Below are 19,744 nucleotides of genomic sequence, written 5' to 3'. Positions count from 1 at the left end.
GACCGGTGGAAACCTTCGCAACCGCCTTGATCGGTGATCTGCTGTGGACATCTCCCCTGGTCGGACAGGCCGCATAGGCGTTCTGTCCGGAAAACCGCCAGGTGGTAACCGGGGCCGTGGAGCACGTCACCGAACGGTCTCCGTGGCCCACAGCAAGGAGGTAACTGCGTGCGGATGACCCGATCGAGTCGGATCGCGGCAACTCTGGCCGGCGCCACCGCGCTGGCCTTCACCGCCTCGGTCCCGGCCAGTGCGACGGATCACGAGAACCTGCCGGGCGAGGCGACGATCACCCTGCCGATCAACGACAGTGCGGCCGGCGGCACCTACAACCAGGACTTCACCCGGGTGTACGCGAACACCACCCCGGACGGCACCCCGGTCTACATCTACGTACCGGCCGGTACGCCGCTGAACGGTTCCGCGCCGTCCGGTGTGGCCAGCCTGGACCCCCAGTTCGACCACAACCCGGCCGACGACTTCACGCCGTGTGCGACGGCGACCTCGGCCCAGTTCACCCTCACCCAGGCGCAGATCAACTATGTCGGCGACAAGCTCGCCAACCAGATCGTGGCCGTGGACGAGGAGCACTTCGGCCCGATGGACGCGGCCGACCCGGACCACCCGGCCAGCGACTCGCTGGTCATGGTGGTCTACAACGTGCAGGACGAGGCGTACTACGACTGCGCGACCACGTCGTACACCGCCGGTTACTTCGCCCCGGACTTCATCGAGAGCCAGGGCATGAACACCATCGTGGTCGACGCCCTGGACTGGGCGAACCGGATCGGCCCGAACGATGCGCCGTGGCGCGACGCCGACCCGGCCAACGACCGCCCCGAGCTGTACGAGGGCACCGTCGCCCACGAGCTGGAGCACCTGCTGCACAACTACAGCGACCCCGGTGAACTCTCCTGGGTCGACGAGGGACTGGCGGACTTCGCCATCTTCCTCAACGGCCTGGACGCCGGTGGTTCGCACCTGTCGAACCACCAGGTCTTCTACGAGGAGACCTCGCTGACCCGCTGGGGCGGCACGCTGGCCAACTACGGTGCCTCGTTCACCTACTTCCAGTACCTCTGGGAGCAGGCCGGCGGCAACGGTGACGGCACCTTCACCCCGGACAAGCAGTACGACGGCACGGCCGGTGACCTGCTGATCAAGACGATCTTCGAGGAGCAGGCCGACGGCATGGTCGGCGTGCAGAAGGCCATCGACACCTTCAACGCGGCGACCGGCGGTAACCTGCGTAGCGCCGAGGACCTGTTCCGCGACTGGTCGGTGGCGGTCTACCTGGACGACGAGGGCTCGCCGATCTACGACATCAAGGCGTTCAACTTCGGCGACCCGGCGGACACCTCGTGGACGATGGACATCGCCGACGGGGTCTTCTGGGAGGGGCGGGGCAGCTACCAGGGCGCCACGCCGGACGCCAAGTGGGCGCGGCTGAAGAACCGTCCGGACACCACCGCCGTGCCGTTCGGCATGTCGGTCGAGCGGTTCCGCAACCCGGGCCCGACGGTCTCGCTGGCCTTCGACGGCGACGACGAGACGGTGATCGCGCCGCACACCGGTGACAACCACTGGTACGCCGGTTACGAGAGCCAGGCCGACAACATCCTGGACGTCGCCGCACCCGCCAACGTCACCTCGGTCGACTTCTGGACCTGGAACTTCATCGAGGAAGGCTGGGACTACGGCTTCGTCGAGGTGCTGGTCAACGGCGAGTGGAAGAGCGTACCGCTGGTCAACGACAGCGGCACGGTGGTCACCACGGACACCGACCCGCACGGCAACAACCCCGAGGGCAACGGCCTGACCGGCACCTCGGGCGGCGAGTACTTCGTCGACGACCCGGTCTACGTGCACCTCACCGCCCAGATCCCGGCCGGCGCCACCGACGTGCGGTTCCGCTACTCCACCGACGCCGCCTACCTGGACACCGGCTGGTTCATCGACGACGTCCGGGTCAACGGTGCCGACGCCACGGTCTCCTCGGCGGCCGGTCAGTGGTTCAGCACCACCGGGGCCCAGAACAACAACTGGACCGTCCAGGTGGTCGCCGGTTGCGACCTGACCCCGGGTACGACCTCCGCCGGTGAGACCACCGACGGTGCCGGCAACCACGTCTACCGGTTCACCGGGGACGGGTTCACCGCCAGCGGACTCAACACCAGGTGCGCCAGCGGCAACCAGGACGACTTCGCGGTCGTCATCTCCAACCTGCCCAGCGGTGACCTGTCGTTCCTCGACGCGGACTACACGTTCCGGGTGACGAACTCCGGCAACAACGGCTGATCCAAGCACCATCCGCTCCACCCGTGGGCCCGTACCGGATCTCCGGTACGGGCCCACGGCTTTCCGGACGGGTCGCCCACCTGTCGTTGGCTGCGGACGGGGTCGCAGCCGGTAGGGTGCCGGAGAACCGTCGGTGCGGAGGTGGGGTGACGGTGCGTACCGAGCTGGAACTGCCGCCGGCGGTCGAGGCCGAGCGGGTGGTCACCGCCGTGCTCGCCGACCTACGCTCCGGCGAACACCGGGGCGTGGTGGTCGACTCACCGCCCGGGGCCGGCAAGTCGACGCTGGTGGTACGCGCCGCCACCGAGCTGGCCGGGGCCGGCGAACCGCTGATCGTCGTTGCCCAGACCAACGAGCAGGTCGACGACCTGATCGACCGCCTCGCCCAGAAGGCACCCGAGCTGCGTATCGGCCGGCTCTCGGCCACCGAGTACCAGCCGACCGAGCGGATCACCCGGCACCCGACGGTCAAGGTCGGAGCCAAGGTCGCCCAACTCGACCAACCAGCCGTCATCATCGGTACGGCCGCCAAGTGGGCCACGGTGACCGAGAGCACCTGGCCCTGGGCGATCGTGGACGAGGCGTACCAGATGCGGTCCGACGCCCTGTTGCGGGTGGCCGGCAGGTTCGAACGGGCCCTGTTCGTCGGTGACCCCGGCCAGCTCGACCCGTTCTCCACCGTCGAGACCGCGCGTTGGACCGGTCTGACCTGGGATCCGATGCAGTCGGCGGTGGCGGTGCTGCTGCGGCACAACCCGGATCTGCCGGTGCACCGGCTGCCGGTGTCGTGGCGGCTGCCCGCGTCGGCGGCGCCGGTGGTGGCGGCGGCCTTTTACCCGTTCACCCCGTTCCGCGCCGGTACCGGGCCGGACGAGCGGATCCTGACGCTGACCGGACCGGGGCCGGGGGACCGGCTCGATGCGACCGTCGAGCTGGCCGCGTCCACCGGCTGGGCACTGTACGAGCTGCCGGCCCGGCACACTCCGCGTACCGACATCGAGGCGGTGTCGGCGTGCGCCGCGCTGGCCCGGCGCATCCTGGAGCGGGGTGCAATGGCGTACTCGTCCGGCGTCACGTCCCCGGTCGACGGGGCGAGGATCGCCGTCGGGGCCGCGCACCGCGACCAGGTCGCGGCCATCCGTGCGCAGCTCGGCGAGGCCGCAGCGGGCGTCACCGTGGACACCGCCAACCGGCTCCAGGGCCGCGAGTACGACGTGACGATCGTGCTGCACCCGCTGTCGGGGCGGCGGGACGCGACCGCGTTCCACCTGGAGACGGGGCGGTTGTGCGTGTTGACCAGCCGGCACCGGCACGCCTGCATCGTGGTGGCGCGGGCCGGGATCGCCGAACTGCTGGACGCCCACCCGTCGACCGAGCCGGTCCACCTCGATGTGCCGATCAAGTTCCCCGACGGCTGGGAAGCCAACCAGTCGATCTTGGGAAAGTTGATGTCCATTCCCTTGCAGGGAACCTGAGATGGCCGGCGATCTGGCACACCGCCGGCTCGCGAAGGCGTACGTCCGACGCTGACGGTTCTGCCCCGTTTGCCGGCAGGTGGTTGGATGGCGCCGATAGCGCAGGAACGACCGGTCGCCTGAGAGGTATGCCGGTAGCGGAGGGACGTGTTCATGACGGTGGTACTCCGGCGGCACCGGTTGATCACGATGGTCACCGGGCTGACCCTGCTCGCCGGGGTCGGCGCCTGCGACAGCCTGGCCCCGCCCGACCAGGACCCGTGGCTGGCCGGGGCGTCCCGGGAGGGGCCGGCCGCCGCCTGGACCGTCCGGGTGGCCATCGGCGGGCACCAGGTCGCCGTGCTGGGTGACGTGGTGGTGGTCACCGACGAGCGGGCGCTGCTCGGCCTCGACCTGGCCACCGGCCGGCAGCGGTGGCGGCGGGACGTCGCCGGGGAGTACTCGATCAGCGTGGCCGGTGGTCTGGTCGCCCAGCAGACCAAGGACGGCCCGCTGGAGGTGGTCGACCCGGCCACCGGGTCCACCCGGTGGCGGGACGACCGGCCCGGCTGGCGGCACGTCATCCGGCAGGAGGCGGTGTACGCCGACGACTGCGCGACCCGGCCCAGGGCGAAACAGGCTGGTTGCGTGATCGAGTCGCGTGAGCTGGCGGACGGGGCGACCCGGTGGAGGGTGCCGGCCACGGTCAGCGGCGTCCGGGACGACCAGATCGGTTCCCGGGTACCGGTCGCGCCGGCCTCCGGGCGGTACCTGCTTGCCGGTATCGGCGACCGCGCCCGGCCGTTCGGCGCGGTCGACACCGGGACGGGACGACCGCTCAAGGGGCGCATCGGCCTGAATGGCTGGTACGCGTTCGTGGTCGACGACGTGCTCGTCTCGACCGATCATGACCCGCCCCGGGGTGACCGGCGCTGCACGGTCACGGTCACCAGCGTGGCCGCCGCCAACGGTGCCGCCCGCTGGTCCGGTGCCATCTACAGTGGTCAGCGCTCGGACAGCGAGTGTCACAAGACGCTGGCCGACCGGGAGAGCGGGGCGGCCTTCATCGGTACCGGCTCCCGGGTGGCCGCGGCCACCGAGGGCGGTCGGCCGCAGGTGGTCGACCTCGCCACCGGGGACACCGTCTGGGCCGCCGACAAGCCGGGGGCCCCGATCGACGGGTACGGGTCCGCGCTGCTGGTCCGGCAGTACGCCGACCAGGGGCCGTTCAGCCTGCTCGACTTCGACTCCGGTCAGGAGCGCTGGACAGTACCCGACACCGGGCTGCCCGGTGGTTCGGCGAGCTGGGCGTCGGCGGTGACCGGCGGGCTGGTCGCGGTCAGCGGTGCCAGCGGTGACCGCCCGTTCGTGCTGGTCTACGACGTCGACAGTGGACAGCAGCTCGGCAGGTTCCCCAGTTGGCTCGCGGGGGCGGGCGACGACTGGGTGGCGGTCACCCGGGGCACCGGCGTGAAAGAGCTGATCCTCGAATTCATCCGGTTCTGACCGTACTGACGTGGTAGGCGGCGCCACGAGGGTGCCGCCCACCCGCCCGGTGAGCCGGACCGGCCCGACTCCAGGTCAGTAGAGCAGGTACGGCTGGCGTTGCCGGTCGAACGCGGCCAGCTCGTCGGCCCAGGCGCCGACCACGTCGACCACGTCCGCCCCCGCGTCGATCATCGTGCGCAGTCGGGGCGACCCGGTGAGCTTGTCGATCCAGTACGGTCGGACCGCGTCCCAGCTGTCCTGCCGCCAGGCGAACGCCGGGTACTTCCGTGCCTCCACCAGCATGGCGACCGCCGTCCGGATCGGGTCGAAGGCGGCCCGGTCGACGATCTTCACCTCGACGCCCGCGCAGAGCTTGTTGAGCAGCGCCGGTTTCTGCCCGGCGGCGATCGGCGAGAAGTACGCCTCGCGGAACTCCACGCCCGGCAGGTCGCGGGCGTTGAGCCGGTCACCCCAGTGGTAGTCGAAGTCGGTGGCCAGCCCGCCGATCAGCTCGAACGGGCGGCAGGTGCCCCGCCCCTCGGTGATCGACGCGACCCCCTCGAAGAGGCAGGTGCCCGGGTAGACCAGGGCGGTGTCCGGGGTGGGCATGTTGGGGCTGGGCAGCACCCAGGGCAGGTCGGTGTCGGCGGCCAGCAGGTCGCGTTTCCAGTGCCGGCACTGCACCACGTGCAGCTCGACCGGGCCGCCCACGTCGGTGGGCAGGAACTCGGCGTTGAAGAACCGGGCCAGCTCACCGACGGTCATCCCGTGCTGCTGGACGATTTCCTTCAGCCCGACACCCGAGGTGTAGTCCGGGGTCATCATCGGCCCGTACGCCCGGCCGCCGACCGGGTTGGGCCGGTCGAGGACGACGTACCGCAGGCCGACCCGGGCGGCGGCGACCATCGAGGTGTACATCGTCCAGATGTAGGTGTAGAACCGGGCACCCACGTCCTGGATGTCGAAGACCACGGTCTCCACCCCGGACCGGGTGAACATCGACTCCCATTTCGCCTGGGTGGCGCCGTACGCGTCGTACACGGTGATGCCGGTGCGGGCGTCGATGCCGGTGCCCTCGCTGCCGCCGGCCTGCGCCGAGCCCCGGAAGCCGTGCTCCGGGCCGAAGGCGGCGACCACCTCCACCTTGCCGGCGCTGTGCATCAGGTCGACCAGGTGCCGGTATGCGGAGTCGACGCCGGTCGGGTTGGAGATCACCCCGACCCGTTGCCCGCGCAGTTCGGCGAAGTCGGTGCGGACCAGCGCGTCCAGGCCGGTCTCGACCCGGCGGATGCCCGGCTCCGGGCCGGGGTCGCTGCCGGGCGAGGCGAGGGCGGGCGAACCGACGGTGGTGGTGGCGAGCGCGCCGGCGGTGACCGCCCCGGCGCCGGTGAGGAAGGTTCTGCGTTCCAAGGGGATGCCTCCCGGGTCAGCCCTGATCCGACCTTCTGAAAGTTAGCTACATGCGGGTGTCCGGTCAAGGAAAGTTAGCTACAAATGGCCGCCATCGCCACCGCCATCGCCATCGCCCCGGTCGGCTGGCTAGGGTCGGCCCATGGACAGCGGGTCAGTTCGCATCGACCGGGACAGTGCCGACGGTGGCAGCATCGTCCGGCCGCCGGTCCGGATCGACCCGTGGAGCGCCGACGACCTCGACCTGCTGCGCCGGATCAACATTCCCGAGATGAAGCGGCACCTCGGCGGGCCGGAGACCGCCGCGCAGGTGCTCGCCCGGCACGAGCGGTACGTCGGCTTCCCGGCCACCGGCCAGGGCTGCATGTACCGGGTCGTCCTGCTACCCGGGCCGACCTCACTCGCCGGGGCCGGCCACGGGGAGAAGGTGGGCAGCGTCGGCTATTTCGAGAAGGTCTGGCACGACGAGACGATCTACGAGCTGGGCTGGGCGATCCTCCCGCCGTACCAGGGCAGCGGGCTGGCCACCGCAGCGGTGCGGGCGGCTCTCGACGCGGCCCGCGCCCGGCGGACCCACCGGTGGGCCCACGCCTTTCCTTCGGTGGACAACCCGGCGTCGAACGCGGTCTGCCGCCGGGCCGGCTTCGAACTGGTCGGCGAGACCGACTTCGAGTTCCCGAAGGGGCGGCTGATGCGCGCCAACGACTGGCGCATCGACCTGACCCCAGGCTGAGCCTGACCGTAAGGAAGGGCCCCCGCTTAACGCATTCGGTATAGGAAGGGCCCCTTCTTAACGCCTCAACCGCCGACTCCGGCTGAGGCGGGGGCAGCGCCTCAGTCGGGGAGGTAGTCGAAGGTGTCCGGGTTGGGCCCCTGCCGCCCGGCGTCGCCCTGGTCCAGGCTGGTGATCCGCTCCATCGCCGTGTCGTCCAGTTCGAAGTCGAAGATCCGGAAGTTCTCCTCGATCCGTTCCGGCGTGTTCGACTTCGGGAAGACGATGTCACCACGCTGGATGTGCCAGCGGAGTACGACCTGCGCCTGGGTCCGTCCCGACTGCTCGGCGATGTCCACGATGGTGGGATCGCCGAGTACCCGGCCCTGGGCGATCGGCGACCAGGCCTCGGTCTGGATGCCGTGCTTGTGGCCGTACGCCCGGACCTCCTCGTTGCCGAAGTACGGGTGCACCTCGATCTGGTTGACCGCCGGCACCGTCTCCGCCTCGGCGGCCAGCCGTTCCAGATGCGCCACCTGGAAGTTCGACACCCCCACCGACCGAGCCCGCCCGTCCCGCTGGAAACCCTCCAGAGCGCGCCAGGTGGCGACGAAGTCACCGTCGTACCGGGTGGGTAGCGGCCAATGGATCAGGAACAGGTCGACGTAGTCGGACCGCAGTGCCGACAGGGTCGACTCGAAGGCACGACGGGCGTCCTCCGGCCGGTGGAACCCGTTGTTGAGCTTGCTGGTGATGAAGACCTCGGACCGGTCCAGGCCGGACGTCCGGACCGCTTCGCCGACCTCGGCCTCGTTGCCGTACATCTGGGCGGTGTCGATGTGCCGGTAACCGACTTCCAGCGCCCTGCGTACCGCGGCGACGGTGTCCTTCGGTTCGACCTGGTACACCCCGAAGCCGAGCTGTGGAATGGTGTTGCCGTCGTTGAGCGGGATGTCGGGAATCGCGTTGCCGGCCATTGCACTCCTCTTCCTCGTTGTCGGGCGTCCCGGTCCCGGTCGCGATCCCGCGCGTCCGTCCGTGCCCACCCGGGTGTCGTACCCCGTCGACCGGTTCTCGTACCTGTGGAATGGGCCATCATCACGGCAGGTCCGGGCGATCCGCGACGCCTGGTACGACCCGACCGCTCCCGGGCGGCCTGTCCAAAATGACGCAATTGCGTACTATCGTGCTCGGTGGCAACCTGGAGGAGCGCCTCGCCGCGCTCGAAGCCCAGATGGCGGCGCTGACCGCACGGCACACCGCCGAGCCGCCCCCGGCCGCAAAACAGGCGCAGGTCGAGGCGCAGGGCGCGCTGGCCCGACCGGTCGCTGCCGGGCGGCCAGCTCCGGTGGTGGGCCGCCGCCGGCTGTTCCACCGCCGTTGCCCTGCTCGTCGCTGCCGTGGTCGTGTCCGGTGGCAGGTGTTAATAAGGGGCCCTTCCTCTACCGAAAGCGTTAATGGGGGGCCCTTCCTTACAAGCTAGTGGGCGATGAGGAGGAGGACGGCGCGGGCGCGGAGCAGGTAGTTGGTGCCCTGGCCGCCGATCAGCGCCTCGCTGCCCGGGGCGGCGACCTGGTTGGCGCCCTCGGCCCAGTTCGAGGTGTCGGTGACCCGGTACCACTGTTTCCCGGCTGGCGGCGCGGGCAGCACGAAGTTCACGTCACCGGACCAACCGTTGTAGCCGACGTAGATGGCGGCGGCCGGGTCGCCGAACTCGGTGCCGTCGATCCGCCAGGCCAGGGCGTGGTTGCCGGCGTTGCCCAGTACCCGGCGTCCGGGGCGGTACCGGCCGGGGTGTACCAGGACATCTGGGGCAGCCCGTTGCCGTTGCCGTCGGTGTCGCGGTAGAAGTCGACCGGACGCAGGGCCGGGTGGGCGCGGCGGAACGCCGCCAGCCGGGCGGTGAAGGTGTGGAAGTTCTGCTGGTCGGTGTCGGGAGTCCAGCCCAGCCAGTTCGCCGACGAGTCCAGGTTGTACGGGTTGTTGTTGCAGCGCACGCCGCGCAGGTACTCGTCGCCCCCGGTGATCATCGGGGTGCCGGCGGAGAGCAGCAGGAGCGCCTGCCCGGTGCGCGCCGCCCGGCGCTGGTCGGCCGCGACCCCGCCCTGGTCCCAGGAGATGTTGTCGTCGCTGCCGCCGTCGCTCGGCCCGTACGGCCACGGCTGGGTGTTGTTCTTGCCGTTGCAGGCGTACAGGTCACGCAGGGTGAACCCGTCGTGGGCGACCACGAAGTTGACCGAGTTCCACGGCCGGCGCCCGTCGTCGCCGTACAGGTCGGAGGAGCCGGCGAACCGGGTGGCGAGCTGCCCCGGGGTGACGGCGTCGACGCCGAGCCTGTTCTGGTCGCGGCGCAGCGTGTCCCGGTACTGGCCGTTCCACTCGGACCAGCCGGCCGGGAAGTTGCCGACCTGGTAGGTGCCGCTACCGAGGGCCCACGGTTCGGCGATCCAGTCGACCCCGGTGCCACCGCCGGCCGGTCGGGGCGGCATCTCCCGGGTGATCCGGTTCAACGCGGTGCCCGGGTCGGTCCGGCTGAAGCTGAAGCAGCCGTGCTGGCAGGTGTTGCCGAGCACCGAGGCCAGGTCGTGCCGGAAGCCGTCGACGCCGAGGGTGTTCTTCCAGTACGCCAGCGAGTCGATGATCAGGTCCTGGGCGACCGGGTGGTAGCTGTTGTAGTTGCCGCCCACCCCGGTGTTGTCCCAGGATCGTTGCCGGTCGGCGGTCAGCGAGTAGTAGGTCGGGTTGTCCAGTCCACGCCAGGACCAGATGTCGTACCGGCCGCTGTCGTACTCGCCGTCCTCCCCGGTGTGGTTGTAGACCACGTCGAGCAGGACCTTGATGCCCGCGCCGTGGAACGCCTTCACCATCTGCTGGAACTCGCGGGTCGGTCCGCCGGGGGAGCGGTCGTAGGCGTACCGGCGGTCGGGGGCGAACCAGTTCAGGGTCATGTAGCCCCAGTAGTTGTCTCCGGCGGTGCCGGTCGGGTCGACGTCGTTGGTGTCGTTCTGGGTCTCCTGCACCGGCAGGAACTCCACCGCGGTCACCCCGAGCGAGGCCAGGTAGCCGGCCTTCAGCGCGGCACCCCGATAGGTGCCCCGGTAGGCGGCGGGCACCGCCGGGTCGTTCATGGTGAGGCCACGGACGTGTACCTCGTACACGATGTCGTCCTTGAGCGCGCGGGTCGGGCGGGTGCCGACGTCCGCGGTGGGTGCGGCGAGCACCGCACCCTTCGGCGCGTGCGGGCCGCTGTCCCGGTTGCGGTACGTCGTACCGGAGGCGTAGAGGGTGCGGTCGGTCATCCCGGGGCGCAGCGGGTCGTGGCTGATCTCCCGGGCGTACGGGTCGACGAGGAGCTTGTTGGGGTTGAACCGGTTGCCGGCGGCATCGACGTCGCTGATGAACCCGGCCGACGAACCCGGTGTCCAGGATGTGCTGTACGGCCAGTTCGGGCCCCAGGCGCGGTAGCCGTACCAGACGGTGCCGGTGATGCCGTACGTGTCGCGGAGCGTCGCCACGCTCACCGTCCGGCTGAACACGTCGGTGGTCTCCTCGGTCAGCACGTAGCTGATCCGTTCCGCTGCGCCGGTGGGGCTGGCGTAGAGGTAGACCGCGATCCGGGTGGCTGCCACGGAGTGGACCCGGAAGGTGATGGTCGTGCCGGTGGCGTCGTACCGGGCGCCCAGTCTGCGGGCGTCGATCGAGGCGGTGGCCGGGGCGGCGGCGGGCAGGACGACGCCGAGGGCGGCCAGCGCCGTGCAGAGGGCGGTGGCGAGGATGCCGGCGCGGTGCGGACGTACTCTGACGCTGGGCATGACGGGTCTCCCGGACGGACCGCCGGCGGCGACGCCGGGCGTCGCCGCCGTACCTGAACGTTCCCCGGCACCCGGTTGGCCGGGTGCCGGTCGGTGCCGCGCCCTGCAAGATCAGAGCACGATGCCCTGCAAGATCAGAGCACGATGCCCTGCAAGATCAGAGCACGATATCTGTAAATATTTGCAAGTATTGCAGTGAAGATGGCAGCCGGTTTCCGGGGCGTAAAGGGGTCCGGGTGGCGGTTCCGGCCGGCCGGTGGGCGCCGCTCAGGCCCCTGCCGGCCGGCTGTGGGCTGCTGGCTTAGCGGCCGGCCCGGCGGGCCAGCAGGGAGCGGCGCCGGCTGTAACCGAAGTAGATGACCAGGCCCAGCAGGAACCAGGCCGCGAACCGCAGCCAGGTCTCCGGGGCGAGGAAGGTGATCAACCAGACCGAGAAGATCACGCCGATCGCCGGGACCAGCGGCATGCCCGGCAGTCGGAAGGTCCGGGGCGCGTCGGGGCGGTTGTACCGCAGCACGATCACCGCGATGCAGACCACGACGAAGGCGAGCAGGATCCCGATGTTGGTCAACTCGGCGGCCTCCCGGATCGGCAGGAAACCGGCGATCACTGCGGATGCCACGCCGACGATCCAGGTGACCCGGCTCGGCACCCGGCGCACCGGGTGCACCTTGGCGAACCACGCGGGCAGCAGCCCGTCCCGGCTCATCGAGAACCAGACCCGGGTCACCCCGAGCATGAAGGTGAACATCACGGTGAGGATGCCGACGATTGCACCCACCGCGATGATGCTGGCCAGCCCGGAGAGTCCGACCGAGGCGAAGGCCGAGGAGAAACCACTCTCCGGGTCGATCTCGGTGTAGTGCTGCATGCCGGTCAGCACCAGGGTGGCGAGCACGTAGAGCGCCATCGAGATGCCCAGCGAGTAGAGGATGGCCCGGGGCATGTGCCGGGTGGCGTCGCGGGACTCCTCGGCCGCCGTGCTCATCGCGTCGTAGCCGAACACGGCGAAGAAGACGGTCGCCGCGCCGGTGAGCGCCCCGGAGAGCCCGAACGGGAAGAACGGCGAGTAGTTCGCGGTGTTGATGTAGAGGAAGCCGACCAGGATCACCATCAGCACCACGGCGACCTTGAGGGCGACCACGACGGTCTCGAACCGGGCGGCCGACCGGATGCCCAGGTTGAGCAGGAACGCGATGAGCAGGCAGAGCAGCACCGCGAAGAGGTCCACCACCCGGCCCTCTCCGGTGCCGGGCGCACCCAGCATCCAGGCCGGCAGATCGATGCCGATCTGGCCGACGAGGAAGCCGAAGTAGCCGGAGATGCCGATCGCCACCACCGCGACGATCGCGGTGTACTCCAGCAGCAGGTCCCAGCCGATGAACCAGGCCACCAGCTCGCCGAGGACGACATAGCTGTAGGTGTACGCCGAGCCGGCCCGGGGGATCATGCCGGCGAACTCGGCGTACGACAGGGCGGCCGCCGCGCTGGCCACCCCGGCGATCAGGAACGAGAAGAGGACGGCCGGTCCGGCGGTCTGGTTTGCCACCGCCCCGGCCAGGGCGAAGATCCCCGCCCCGATGATGCCGCCGACCCCGATCGCGGTGAGCTGCCACAGGCCCAGTGACCGGGCCAGCCCGGCACCGCCTCCGGCGGTGTCGGTTTCGTCGGTGACCTTGTCGATCGGCTTGCGGCGGAACAGGCCCCTGTTGCCGTCGGGTGCCGGTTGTCCGGAGGTCATCGTCGACCCCTCTCGCTCGCGGGCTGCCATGGGGGTGCCGCCGCCAGCATCCTGACGACGCCAGGGATACAAATTAACGCAGTTCGATTGTTTCGGTGGGTGCGGCAGGTCCGGCCACGTCCTTCCGGTGCGGCCCGGCACCCGGCTCAACGGCGTACGCCGAATCAGGTTGCTGTCGCCGTGGTGCGCACGGCCGGCTGGTGGCCCTGCGGGCCGGCGGCGTGGCCGCCGGGTGAGGCGGTAACGTCACTGGCCGGGCCCGGTGGAGGGAGTCGGCGTGGCGCGTGGCGGGGTGTTCTGCCTGGAGGGGCAGTGGCACCGTGATCTCAACGACCGCGGTTCCGTCCTGCCGACGCTGGAGCTGCTGGAGCGGCTCGGCAAGATCCGCTTCATCCACAAGGACGCCGCCACCCCCGACGAGTTGAACTTCTTCCTCGACCGCTGGCTGCTCAAGCAGTACGCCGACTACCGGGTCGGGTTCTTCGCCATGCACGGCGAGCCGACCCGGCTCTGCCTCACCGACTGGCACTCCGTGGACCTCGACGACGTGGCCGACCGGATGGCCGGCCGTTGCGAGGGTAAACGGCTCTACTTCGGCAGTTGTTCGGTGCTGCGGGCCTCCGACGCCACCCTGAAGGACTTCCTCGCGGTCACCGGGGCGGCGCTGGTCTGCGGGTACACCCGCAAGGTCGACTGGGTGGAGTCGGCCGCCTTCGAGACGGTGCTGCTCGACGTGCTGGCCAACGGGCACCGGCACAACGCGGCGGAGCTGCGGATGGATTCGGCGCACTGGGCGCCGCTCGCGTCGTACCTCGGGTTCCGGGTGATCTACGCCAACGGCCGGGCCTGGCGTCCGGCCGGCCGGCCCCGGGTACCGGCCCAGTCCATCGCCCGCTGACCACCGCCGGACGTGGCCGACTCTTTCCCGGCGGGTCCGCCCCGGGCGTAGTACAACAGACCGGTGACACCGAACATCGCGACCAACCAGCAGGTCGACCGGGACGCCCTGATCGGGTTCCTCACCCCCCGGCACCGGGCGGTCATCATGACGTTCCGCCGGGACGGCCGGCCCCAGTCGTCCCCGGTGACCTGCGGGGTGGACACCGGGGGACGGATCGTGATCTCGACGTACCCGGAACGGGCCAAGGTGCGCAACCTGCGCCGCGACCCCCGGGTCTCGCTCTGCGTGCTCTCCGACGACTGGAACGGCCCGTGGGTGCAGGTGGACGGCACGGCCGAGGTGCTGGACCTGCCGGAGGCGCTGGAGCCACTCGTGGAGTACTTTCGCCGGATCTCCGGCGAACACCCGGACTGGGACGGGTACCGCGACGCCATGCAACGGCAGGGCAAGTGCCTGATCCGGGTCACCATCGACACCTGGGGACCGGTCGCCACCGGCGGCTTCCCGGCCCGGCTCGCCGACTGACGTCAGTATGCGGCGGTGAACCGGGCGTCCGCGAACCGCGGGTGCTCGATCTCGTCGACCACGGCGACCGCGAAGTCCTCGTAGCTGAGCACCGAGCGGCCGTGCTCGTCGGTCACCGGGCGGTCGCCGCCGGTCCGGTACCGTCCGGTGCGTTCGCCGGGATGGAACTCCAGCGGCGGCGGGGAGAGGTAGGTCCAGGTGACGCCGGTCGACGACCGGTAGTAGTCGAGCGCGTCGGCCTGACCGGTCGCGGCTTCCCGGTACTGGTCGGGAAAGTCGGGAGCGTCGAGGAACCGGGTACCGTCCGGGGCCAGCAGGGTCGCCCCGCCACCCAGGTGGATGATCCGGGGCGCCGCCGGCACGTCCCGCAGCGTGGTCACCAGCGTCTCGGCGGCCTCCCGCCAGGGCGTACGGCCGGGGCCGCCGATCGCCACGACCAGTGCATCGGCCAGCGGGGCGAGCTCCCGCACCGACCGGGCCGAGGTGGCGTCACCGGGGACCACGGTGACCTCCGGCGGCAGATAGGTCACCGCCTCCGGTCGGCGTACCGCCGCGGTCACCCGGTGGCCCCGCCGCACGGCCTCGGCGCAGACCCGGGAGCCCAGGGTGCCGCCGGCGCCGAACACCACGATGTTGCCCACCTGACCGCCTCCCGTACGCCGGCTGAGCTGCCCGGGCAGGCCGCCCGCCTCCCAGGCTACGAAGCCGCCCGTACCCACGTGGCCGGAACGGAACACTTGGCGGACGTCCCGTTCGAGCTACCGGGTCGGTAGGCGTCGATTCATGTCGCTACCGTGATCGAGGCGTGTCCGAGCGTGACACGCGTAGGGAGAACCCCATGAGGTGAACATCGGGATCAAGGGGCGGGGCAACAACGTGCCGGCTGCCTTCGACGGTGCGCAGGTGATCACCGGCAAGTTCCACTGGTCCGGCTGGGAGGACGTGCTGGTCTACTACCCGGACGGAGTCAATGCCGGTGCCGGCACCGTCATCTCCGGTGAAGGGGACGGGTCGGTGTTGCAGACCCAGTTGAGCGCCAACACGAACAGGATCGACCCGCAGGGTCTCCAGGATCCGTACGGCAACAGTCCGCTGCGGTTGGCGAACGGGTACGATGCGGACGGAGTGGAGCCCCTCGCTCCCGATCTGATCAGCGTCACCGGTGACCCGGTGAACGGCTACGGACTGACCTATCACCCGAGTATGCCGCTGAACGGTGTCTACTACGGCAACTACCGGCTCACCGTGACCACCCCGACCGGCGGCACCGACTGGCAGAACTGGGCGATCGCCAGCACCCGGGTCGCCTCCGGGGTGGCCCTGTTCCTGCGTAACCAGGCGACGGGTGCGCTGTACCTCTGGCAGGGGGTGACCGTCGCCGACAACGGCGACGGTACCGGCACGGTCACCCGCACCCAGTTCGAGATCGCCGCGAACTGGCGGACGGGCGAGTCGCTGACCGCCCTCCAGGCAACCGACATCAACGGTGACGGGGTGCCGGACCTCTGGACCGTCACGCCGGACGGCACCGCCACCGCGTACCTGATCTCGGGTTTGAACGCCGGTGGTACCGCGACCGTCCAGGCGCAGCCGGCCCAGACGCTGAACTGACCGGTACGGGTCGGGGCCGTGCGCGCTGCGGCGGCCCCGACCTGTACGGGGGTGGTCTACTCGACCAGGGCCGAGTAGACCAGTTGCCGTAGCTGGGAGCGGAGCGGATGGGTGCTCGACGGCATCAGCTGGGTGAAGAGCAACGCGGTGACCTCCTCGGCCGGGTCTACCCAGAACGCGGTGCTGGCCACTCCGCCCCAGTAGTACTCGCCGACGCTGCTGGCGCTCCGGCTCGGCAGCGGGTCCAGGACCACAGCGAAGCCGAGCCCGAAGCCGATGCCGTCGAAGACCGTCTCGGCGAAGCCGCCGACCGACAGCTCACCCAGGTCCCGGCCGCCGGGCAGGTGGTTGCGGGTCATGAAACGCACGGTCCGGGGAGCGAGCAGGCGTACCCCGTTCCACTCGCCCTCGCGGAGCAGCATCTGGGTGAACCGGTGGTAGTCGGCGGCGGTGGAGAGCAGGCCGCCGCCGCCGGAGAGAAGCCGGGGCGGTTGGTGCGCCAGGGTGCCGATCCGGTCGTAGCGGACGGCCCGGCCGCTGCCCGGATCGGGTACGTAGAGCGCGGCGAGCCGCTTCGCGTCGGCGTCGTCGGCCCACCACCGGGTGTCGGTCATGCCCAGCGGTGCGAAGATCCGCTCGGCGAGGAAGGTGTCCAGCGACTGCCCGGAGACCACCTCGATCAGGCGACCCAGCACGTCCGTGGCGACCGAGTAGCCCCAGGCGGTACCGGGCTGGAACAGCAGCGGCAACTCGCCGAAGGCTGTGCAGGCGGTGGCGAGGTCGACGTCGGCCGGTGGTAGCAGGTCGTAGCCGGCGGCCCGGTAGAGGCCGTCGACCACCGAGGTCTGCATGAAACCGTAGGTCAGACCGGCGGTGTGGGTAAGCAGGTGCCAGATCCGGATCGGCTCGGTCGCCGGCACGGTGTACGGCTTGAGTGCCGAGCCTTTCTGGTAGACCCGAACGTCGGCGAACTCGGGCAGCCACCGGCTGATCTCGTCGGTCAGCTCGAAGCAGCCCTCCTCCCAGAGCATCATGGCCGCGACCGAGGTGACCGGTTTGGTCATCGAGTAGATCCGCCAGAGGGTGTCCGGCTCGACCGGCAGGCCGGCCTCCCGGTCCCGCAGCCCGTACGTCGAGGCATGGGCGATCTCACCCCGGCGGGTCACCACGATCTGCCAGCCGGCGAGCCGGCCGTCATCGACGTACCGCTCGAAGTGCCGGTCGATGCGCGCCAACCGCGCCGGGTCGAAGCCGACCTGATCCGGGTCGACGGTCCGTGCCACGCTCATCGCCCGAACCTAACGTCTGGTCGGGGCGGGGAAAAGTGTCGGTGCGACACACTAGCCTCGACCTGGTGGTGGAGCTGACCGAGGACGTGACCTTCCGCGACGACGACTGGTACGCGGAGGAGTTCGTCGAGCGGCACTTCTCCCGATGCCGGTTCCTCCACGTCGACCTGACCGAGGCGGTCACGCGGGGTGCGGTCTTCACCGAGTGTGTCTTTGGCAATGTGCAGTTCAACGCGTCCCGGCACACCGACTCGGCCTTCCTACGCTGCGAGTTCAAGCGGTGCAACTTCTTCGAGGCCGAGTTCACCGGGTGCAAGCTGGTCGGCAGCAGTTTCGTGCAGTGCGACCTGCGGCCGTTGCGGGTGACCGGCGGGGACTGGTCGTACGTGGTGCTCCCCGGGGCGGACCTGCGGGGCGTGGCCTTCTCCGGGGTCCGGATGCGGGAGGCCGACCTGACCGGGGCGAACTGCGCCGACGCCGCGTTCACCGGGGTGGACCTGTCCGCCGCCCAGTTGCACGCCGCGCGGCTCACCGGGTGCGACCTGCGGGGCAGTGACCTCACCGCGCTCGATCCGACGGCGGTGGAGGTCGGCGGGGCGGTGATCGACCCGGATCAGGCGTTGGTGATCGCCCGGTCGCTCGGCTTCGAGATCCGCTGACCGGCGGTGGCTCCGCGCGGTGGGGAGGCGATCATCCATTCCGGATGGGATGCTGTCCGACATGGCGTGGTGGTCAGATCTGGTCAAGGAAGAGCCGGAGTTCGCCGAGCGGGTGCGGGCCCGGTTCTCCGTCCGCAAGCACGGCACCATGGCGACGTTGCGCCGCGACGGTTCGCCCCGGATCAGCGGTACCGAGTTCCAGTTCGACGACGACGGTGAGCTGCGGCTGGGCAGCATGCCGGGCTCGTTGAAGGCACGCGACCTGCTCCGCGATCCCCGGGTGGCGCTGCACTGCCCGACCGAGGACACGCCGGAGGACGATCCGGGCTCGTGGGGCGGGGACGCCAAGATCGCCGGTCGGGCGCACGAGGAGCCGGCCGCCGAGGACGGGTCGCACCGGTTCCGGATCGAGTTGACCGAGGTGGTGCTGACCCGGGTGGGGGAGCCGTCGGACCACCTGGTCATCGAGAGCTGGCACCCGGGCCGGGGGCTGACCCGGCGTAAGCGGCACTAGGCGGTCGGGACGTCGACGGACGCGTTGCGGCCGTCGAGCAGGGTGTGCGCGACGACCAGCCGGTTACCACCGGCTGACGGCGCTGTTCCGTCGACCTACTCCGTAGCCGGTCCCGCTGCCCGTATCGTGCCGTTATGACCCAGCGGGCGGGGGGAGCGTACCGGTACCGGCGGCTGCGGCGAGTCCGCCTGCTGACCGGCCCCCCGCGCTGCCCAGAAGTGCTGCGGACCTGACCGGTGCCGGACGTTGCCACCCTGGTGGTGCCCCTGTGGGCGTGGTTCGCCGTGTCCGTTCTCCTCGCGGCCATGCTCACCGTCGACATCCTGCTGCACCGGGACAACCACGTCATCGGCGTCCGGGAGGCGCTGCTCTGGTCAGCCGTCTGGATCGTCGCCGGCATCTCCTTCGGCCTGCTGCTCTTCGCCTGGCATCCGGAGGCTGCCGGCGTGTACTACGCCGGGTACCTGATCGAGAAGGCGCTCTCCATCGACAACGTCTTCGTCTTCGCGTTGATCTTCACCTACTTCAAGGTGGCCCCGCAGTACCAGCACAAGGTGCTCTTCTGGGGGGTTATCGGCGCGCTGATCTTCCGGCTGGGCTTCATCTTCGCCGGGTCGGAACTGCTGGAGAGGTTCTTCTGGACGGCGTACGTCCTCGGGGTCTTCCTGATCTGGACCGGCTGGAAGATGGCCTTCAAGCGCCAGGAGGACATCGAGCCCGAGCGCAACCTGTTCGTACGGCTGGTCCGGCGGCTGATATCCATCGATCCCCGCTTCCACGGTGACCGGTTCCTGGTGCGGGTCGACGGCCGTCGACGGGCCACCCTGCTCCTCGTCGTACTCGTCGCGGTGGAGGCCACCGACCTGGTCTTCGCGGTCGACTCGGTCGCCGCGATCCTGGCCATCACCACCAACACGTTCATCGTCTGGACCGCGAACGCATTCGCCATCCTCGGCCTGCGCAGCCTCTACTTCTGTCTCGCCGAGCTGCTGCGTCGCTTCGCCCACCTGCACTACGGGCTCGCCGTGCTGCTCGCCTTCGCCGGGGTCAAGCTGATCCTGGCCGAGACGCCGGTCGGCAAGCTCCCCGTGCCGGTGACCCTCGGATTCATCGTGCTCACCATCGCCGTGTCGATCGGCTGGAGCGTACTCGCCACCCGGCACGAGAGCCGTGGTGGCGGGAGGGCGCGCCCCGACCGTCGGCCCTGACCGTGGCTGTCAACGCGGGCCTCACCGCCGGGACGGGGCCGCCGGTCGGGCCGGATCTGCCAGGAACCCGGCAGGAAATTCGCGCACCTCGATTCCGCAGCGTTACCATGCGGGGACGGTGC

At 70.2% G+C, this 19,744-nt stretch carries 17 protein-coding genes; 10 read left to right on the top strand and 7 right to left on the bottom strand.

The window, feature by feature from the left end:
• Positions 1–174: 174 nt before the first annotated feature.
• From V6U90_RS10540 to V6U90_RS10530, 3 genes are all read left to right on the top strand, one after another.
• Complete coding sequence (locus tag V6U90_RS10540; RefSeq protein WP_334433974.1) at positions 175–2,298, top strand: hypothetical protein; 2,124 nt, start codon at positions 175–177, stop codon at positions 2,296–2,298.
• A 152-nt stretch (positions 2,299–2,450) separates the two neighbouring features.
• Positions 2,451–3,773: an AAA domain-containing protein gene (locus tag V6U90_RS10535; RefSeq protein WP_334433972.1), complete on the top strand. Its 1,323-nt coding sequence runs from the start codon at positions 2,451–2,453 to the stop codon at positions 3,771–3,773.
• A gap of 153 nt (positions 3,774–3,926) precedes the next feature.
• Positions 3,927–5,258, top strand: a complete 1,332-nt coding sequence (locus tag V6U90_RS10530; protein ID WP_334433970.1) for an outer membrane protein assembly factor BamB family protein — start codon at positions 3,927–3,929, stop codon at positions 5,256–5,258.
• Positions 5,259–5,333: 75 nt separating this feature from the next.
• Here V6U90_RS10530 and V6U90_RS10525 read toward each other — a convergent pair whose 3' ends face one another.
• Positions 5,334–6,650, bottom strand: a complete 1,317-nt coding sequence (locus V6U90_RS10525) for an exo-beta-N-acetylmuramidase NamZ family protein (RefSeq protein ID WP_334433969.1) — start codon at positions 6,648–6,650, stop codon at positions 5,334–5,336.
• Positions 6,651–6,792: 142 nt separating this feature from the next.
• Between V6U90_RS10525 and V6U90_RS10520 the strand changes: the two genes are divergently transcribed.
• Positions 6,793–7,383: a GNAT family N-acetyltransferase gene (locus V6U90_RS10520; RefSeq protein WP_334433968.1), complete on the top strand. Its 591-nt coding sequence runs from the start codon at positions 6,793–6,795 to the stop codon at positions 7,381–7,383.
• Positions 7,384–7,484: 101 nt separating this feature from the next.
• Here V6U90_RS10520 and V6U90_RS10515 read toward each other — a convergent pair whose 3' ends face one another.
• The 4 genes from V6U90_RS10515 to V6U90_RS10500 form a co-directional block, all read right to left on the bottom strand.
• Positions 7,485–8,339 carry an aldo/keto reductase gene (locus V6U90_RS10515; protein ID WP_334433967.1) on the bottom strand — a complete coding sequence of 285 codons (855 nt, stop codon included), beginning with the start codon at positions 8,337–8,339 and terminating at the stop codon, positions 7,485–7,487.
• Positions 8,340–8,841: 502 nt separating this feature from the next.
• A complete protein-coding gene (locus V6U90_RS10510) occupies positions 8,842–9,090 on the bottom strand; it encodes a hypothetical protein (RefSeq protein ID WP_334434052.1) in 249 nt (82 codons plus the stop codon).
• Positions 9,018–11,174 (bottom strand): isoamylase, encoded by a 2,157-nt coding sequence (locus tag V6U90_RS10505; RefSeq protein WP_334433966.1) that lies wholly within the window; start codon positions 11,172–11,174, stop codon positions 9,018–9,020. The genes V6U90_RS10510 and V6U90_RS10505 overlap by 73 nt, the downstream gene beginning before the upstream one ends.
• Positions 11,175–11,475: 301 nt before the next feature.
• Positions 11,476–12,915: an amino acid permease gene (locus V6U90_RS10500; protein WP_334433964.1), complete on the bottom strand. Its 1,440-nt coding sequence runs from the start codon at positions 12,913–12,915 to the stop codon at positions 11,476–11,478.
• Between the two features lie 277 nt (positions 12,916–13,192).
• On the opposite strand from V6U90_RS10500, the gene V6U90_RS10495 reads away from it, so the two are divergent.
• Positions 13,193–13,813, top strand: coding sequence for a DUF6642 family protein (locus tag V6U90_RS10495; protein WP_334433962.1), 621 nt, complete (start codon positions 13,193–13,195; stop codon positions 13,811–13,813).
• Between the two features lie 63 nt (positions 13,814–13,876).
• A complete protein-coding gene (locus V6U90_RS10490; protein WP_334433960.1) occupies positions 13,877–14,341 on the top strand; it encodes a PPOX class F420-dependent oxidoreductase in 465 nt (154 codons plus the stop codon).
• Positions 14,342–14,343: 2 nt separating this feature from the next.
• On the opposite strand, the gene V6U90_RS10485 is transcribed toward V6U90_RS10490, so the two are convergent.
• Positions 14,344–14,982, bottom strand: coding sequence for an NAD(P)-dependent oxidoreductase (locus V6U90_RS10485; protein WP_334434050.1), 639 nt, complete (start codon positions 14,980–14,982; stop codon positions 14,344–14,346).
• A gap of 202 nt (positions 14,983–15,184) precedes the next feature.
• On the opposite strand from V6U90_RS10485, the gene V6U90_RS10480 reads away from it, so the two are divergent.
• Positions 15,185–15,952, top strand: coding sequence for a hypothetical protein (locus V6U90_RS10480; RefSeq protein ID WP_334433958.1), 768 nt, complete (start codon positions 15,185–15,187; stop codon positions 15,950–15,952).
• A gap of 56 nt (positions 15,953–16,008) precedes the next feature.
• On the opposite strand, the gene V6U90_RS10475 is transcribed toward V6U90_RS10480, so the two are convergent.
• Entirely contained in the window at positions 16,009–17,241 is a 1,233-nt protein-coding gene (locus V6U90_RS10475) for a serine hydrolase domain-containing protein (RefSeq protein ID WP_334433956.1), read from the bottom strand.
• 65 nt (positions 17,242–17,306) lie between these two features.
• On the opposite strand from V6U90_RS10475, the gene V6U90_RS10470 reads away from it, so the two are divergent.
• The 3 genes from V6U90_RS10470 to V6U90_RS10460 all read left to right on the top strand — a co-directional run bounded on the left by V6U90_RS10470 (position 17,307) and on the right by V6U90_RS10460 (position 19,622).
• Positions 17,307–17,900: a pentapeptide repeat-containing protein gene (locus V6U90_RS10470; protein WP_334434048.1), complete on the top strand. Its 594-nt coding sequence runs from the start codon at positions 17,307–17,309 to the stop codon at positions 17,898–17,900.
• Between the two features lie 61 nt (positions 17,901–17,961).
• A complete protein-coding gene (locus V6U90_RS10465; protein ID WP_334433954.1) occupies positions 17,962–18,414 on the top strand; it encodes a pyridoxamine 5'-phosphate oxidase family protein in 453 nt (150 codons plus the stop codon).
• A gap of 254 nt (positions 18,415–18,668) precedes the next feature.
• On the top strand, positions 18,669–19,622 hold the full coding sequence (locus V6U90_RS10460) for a TerC family protein (protein WP_334434046.1): 954 nt from the start codon (positions 18,669–18,671) through the stop codon (positions 19,620–19,622).
• The last annotated feature ends 122 nt before the right edge of the window (positions 19,623–19,744 follow it).

It is taken from the genome of Micromonospora sp. CPCC 206060 (genome assembly GCF_036906895.1).
Taxonomy (GTDB): Bacteria; Actinomycetota; Actinomycetes; order Mycobacteriales; family Micromonosporaceae; genus Micromonospora.
This window is presented reverse-complemented; position numbering and strand designations above follow the sequence as displayed.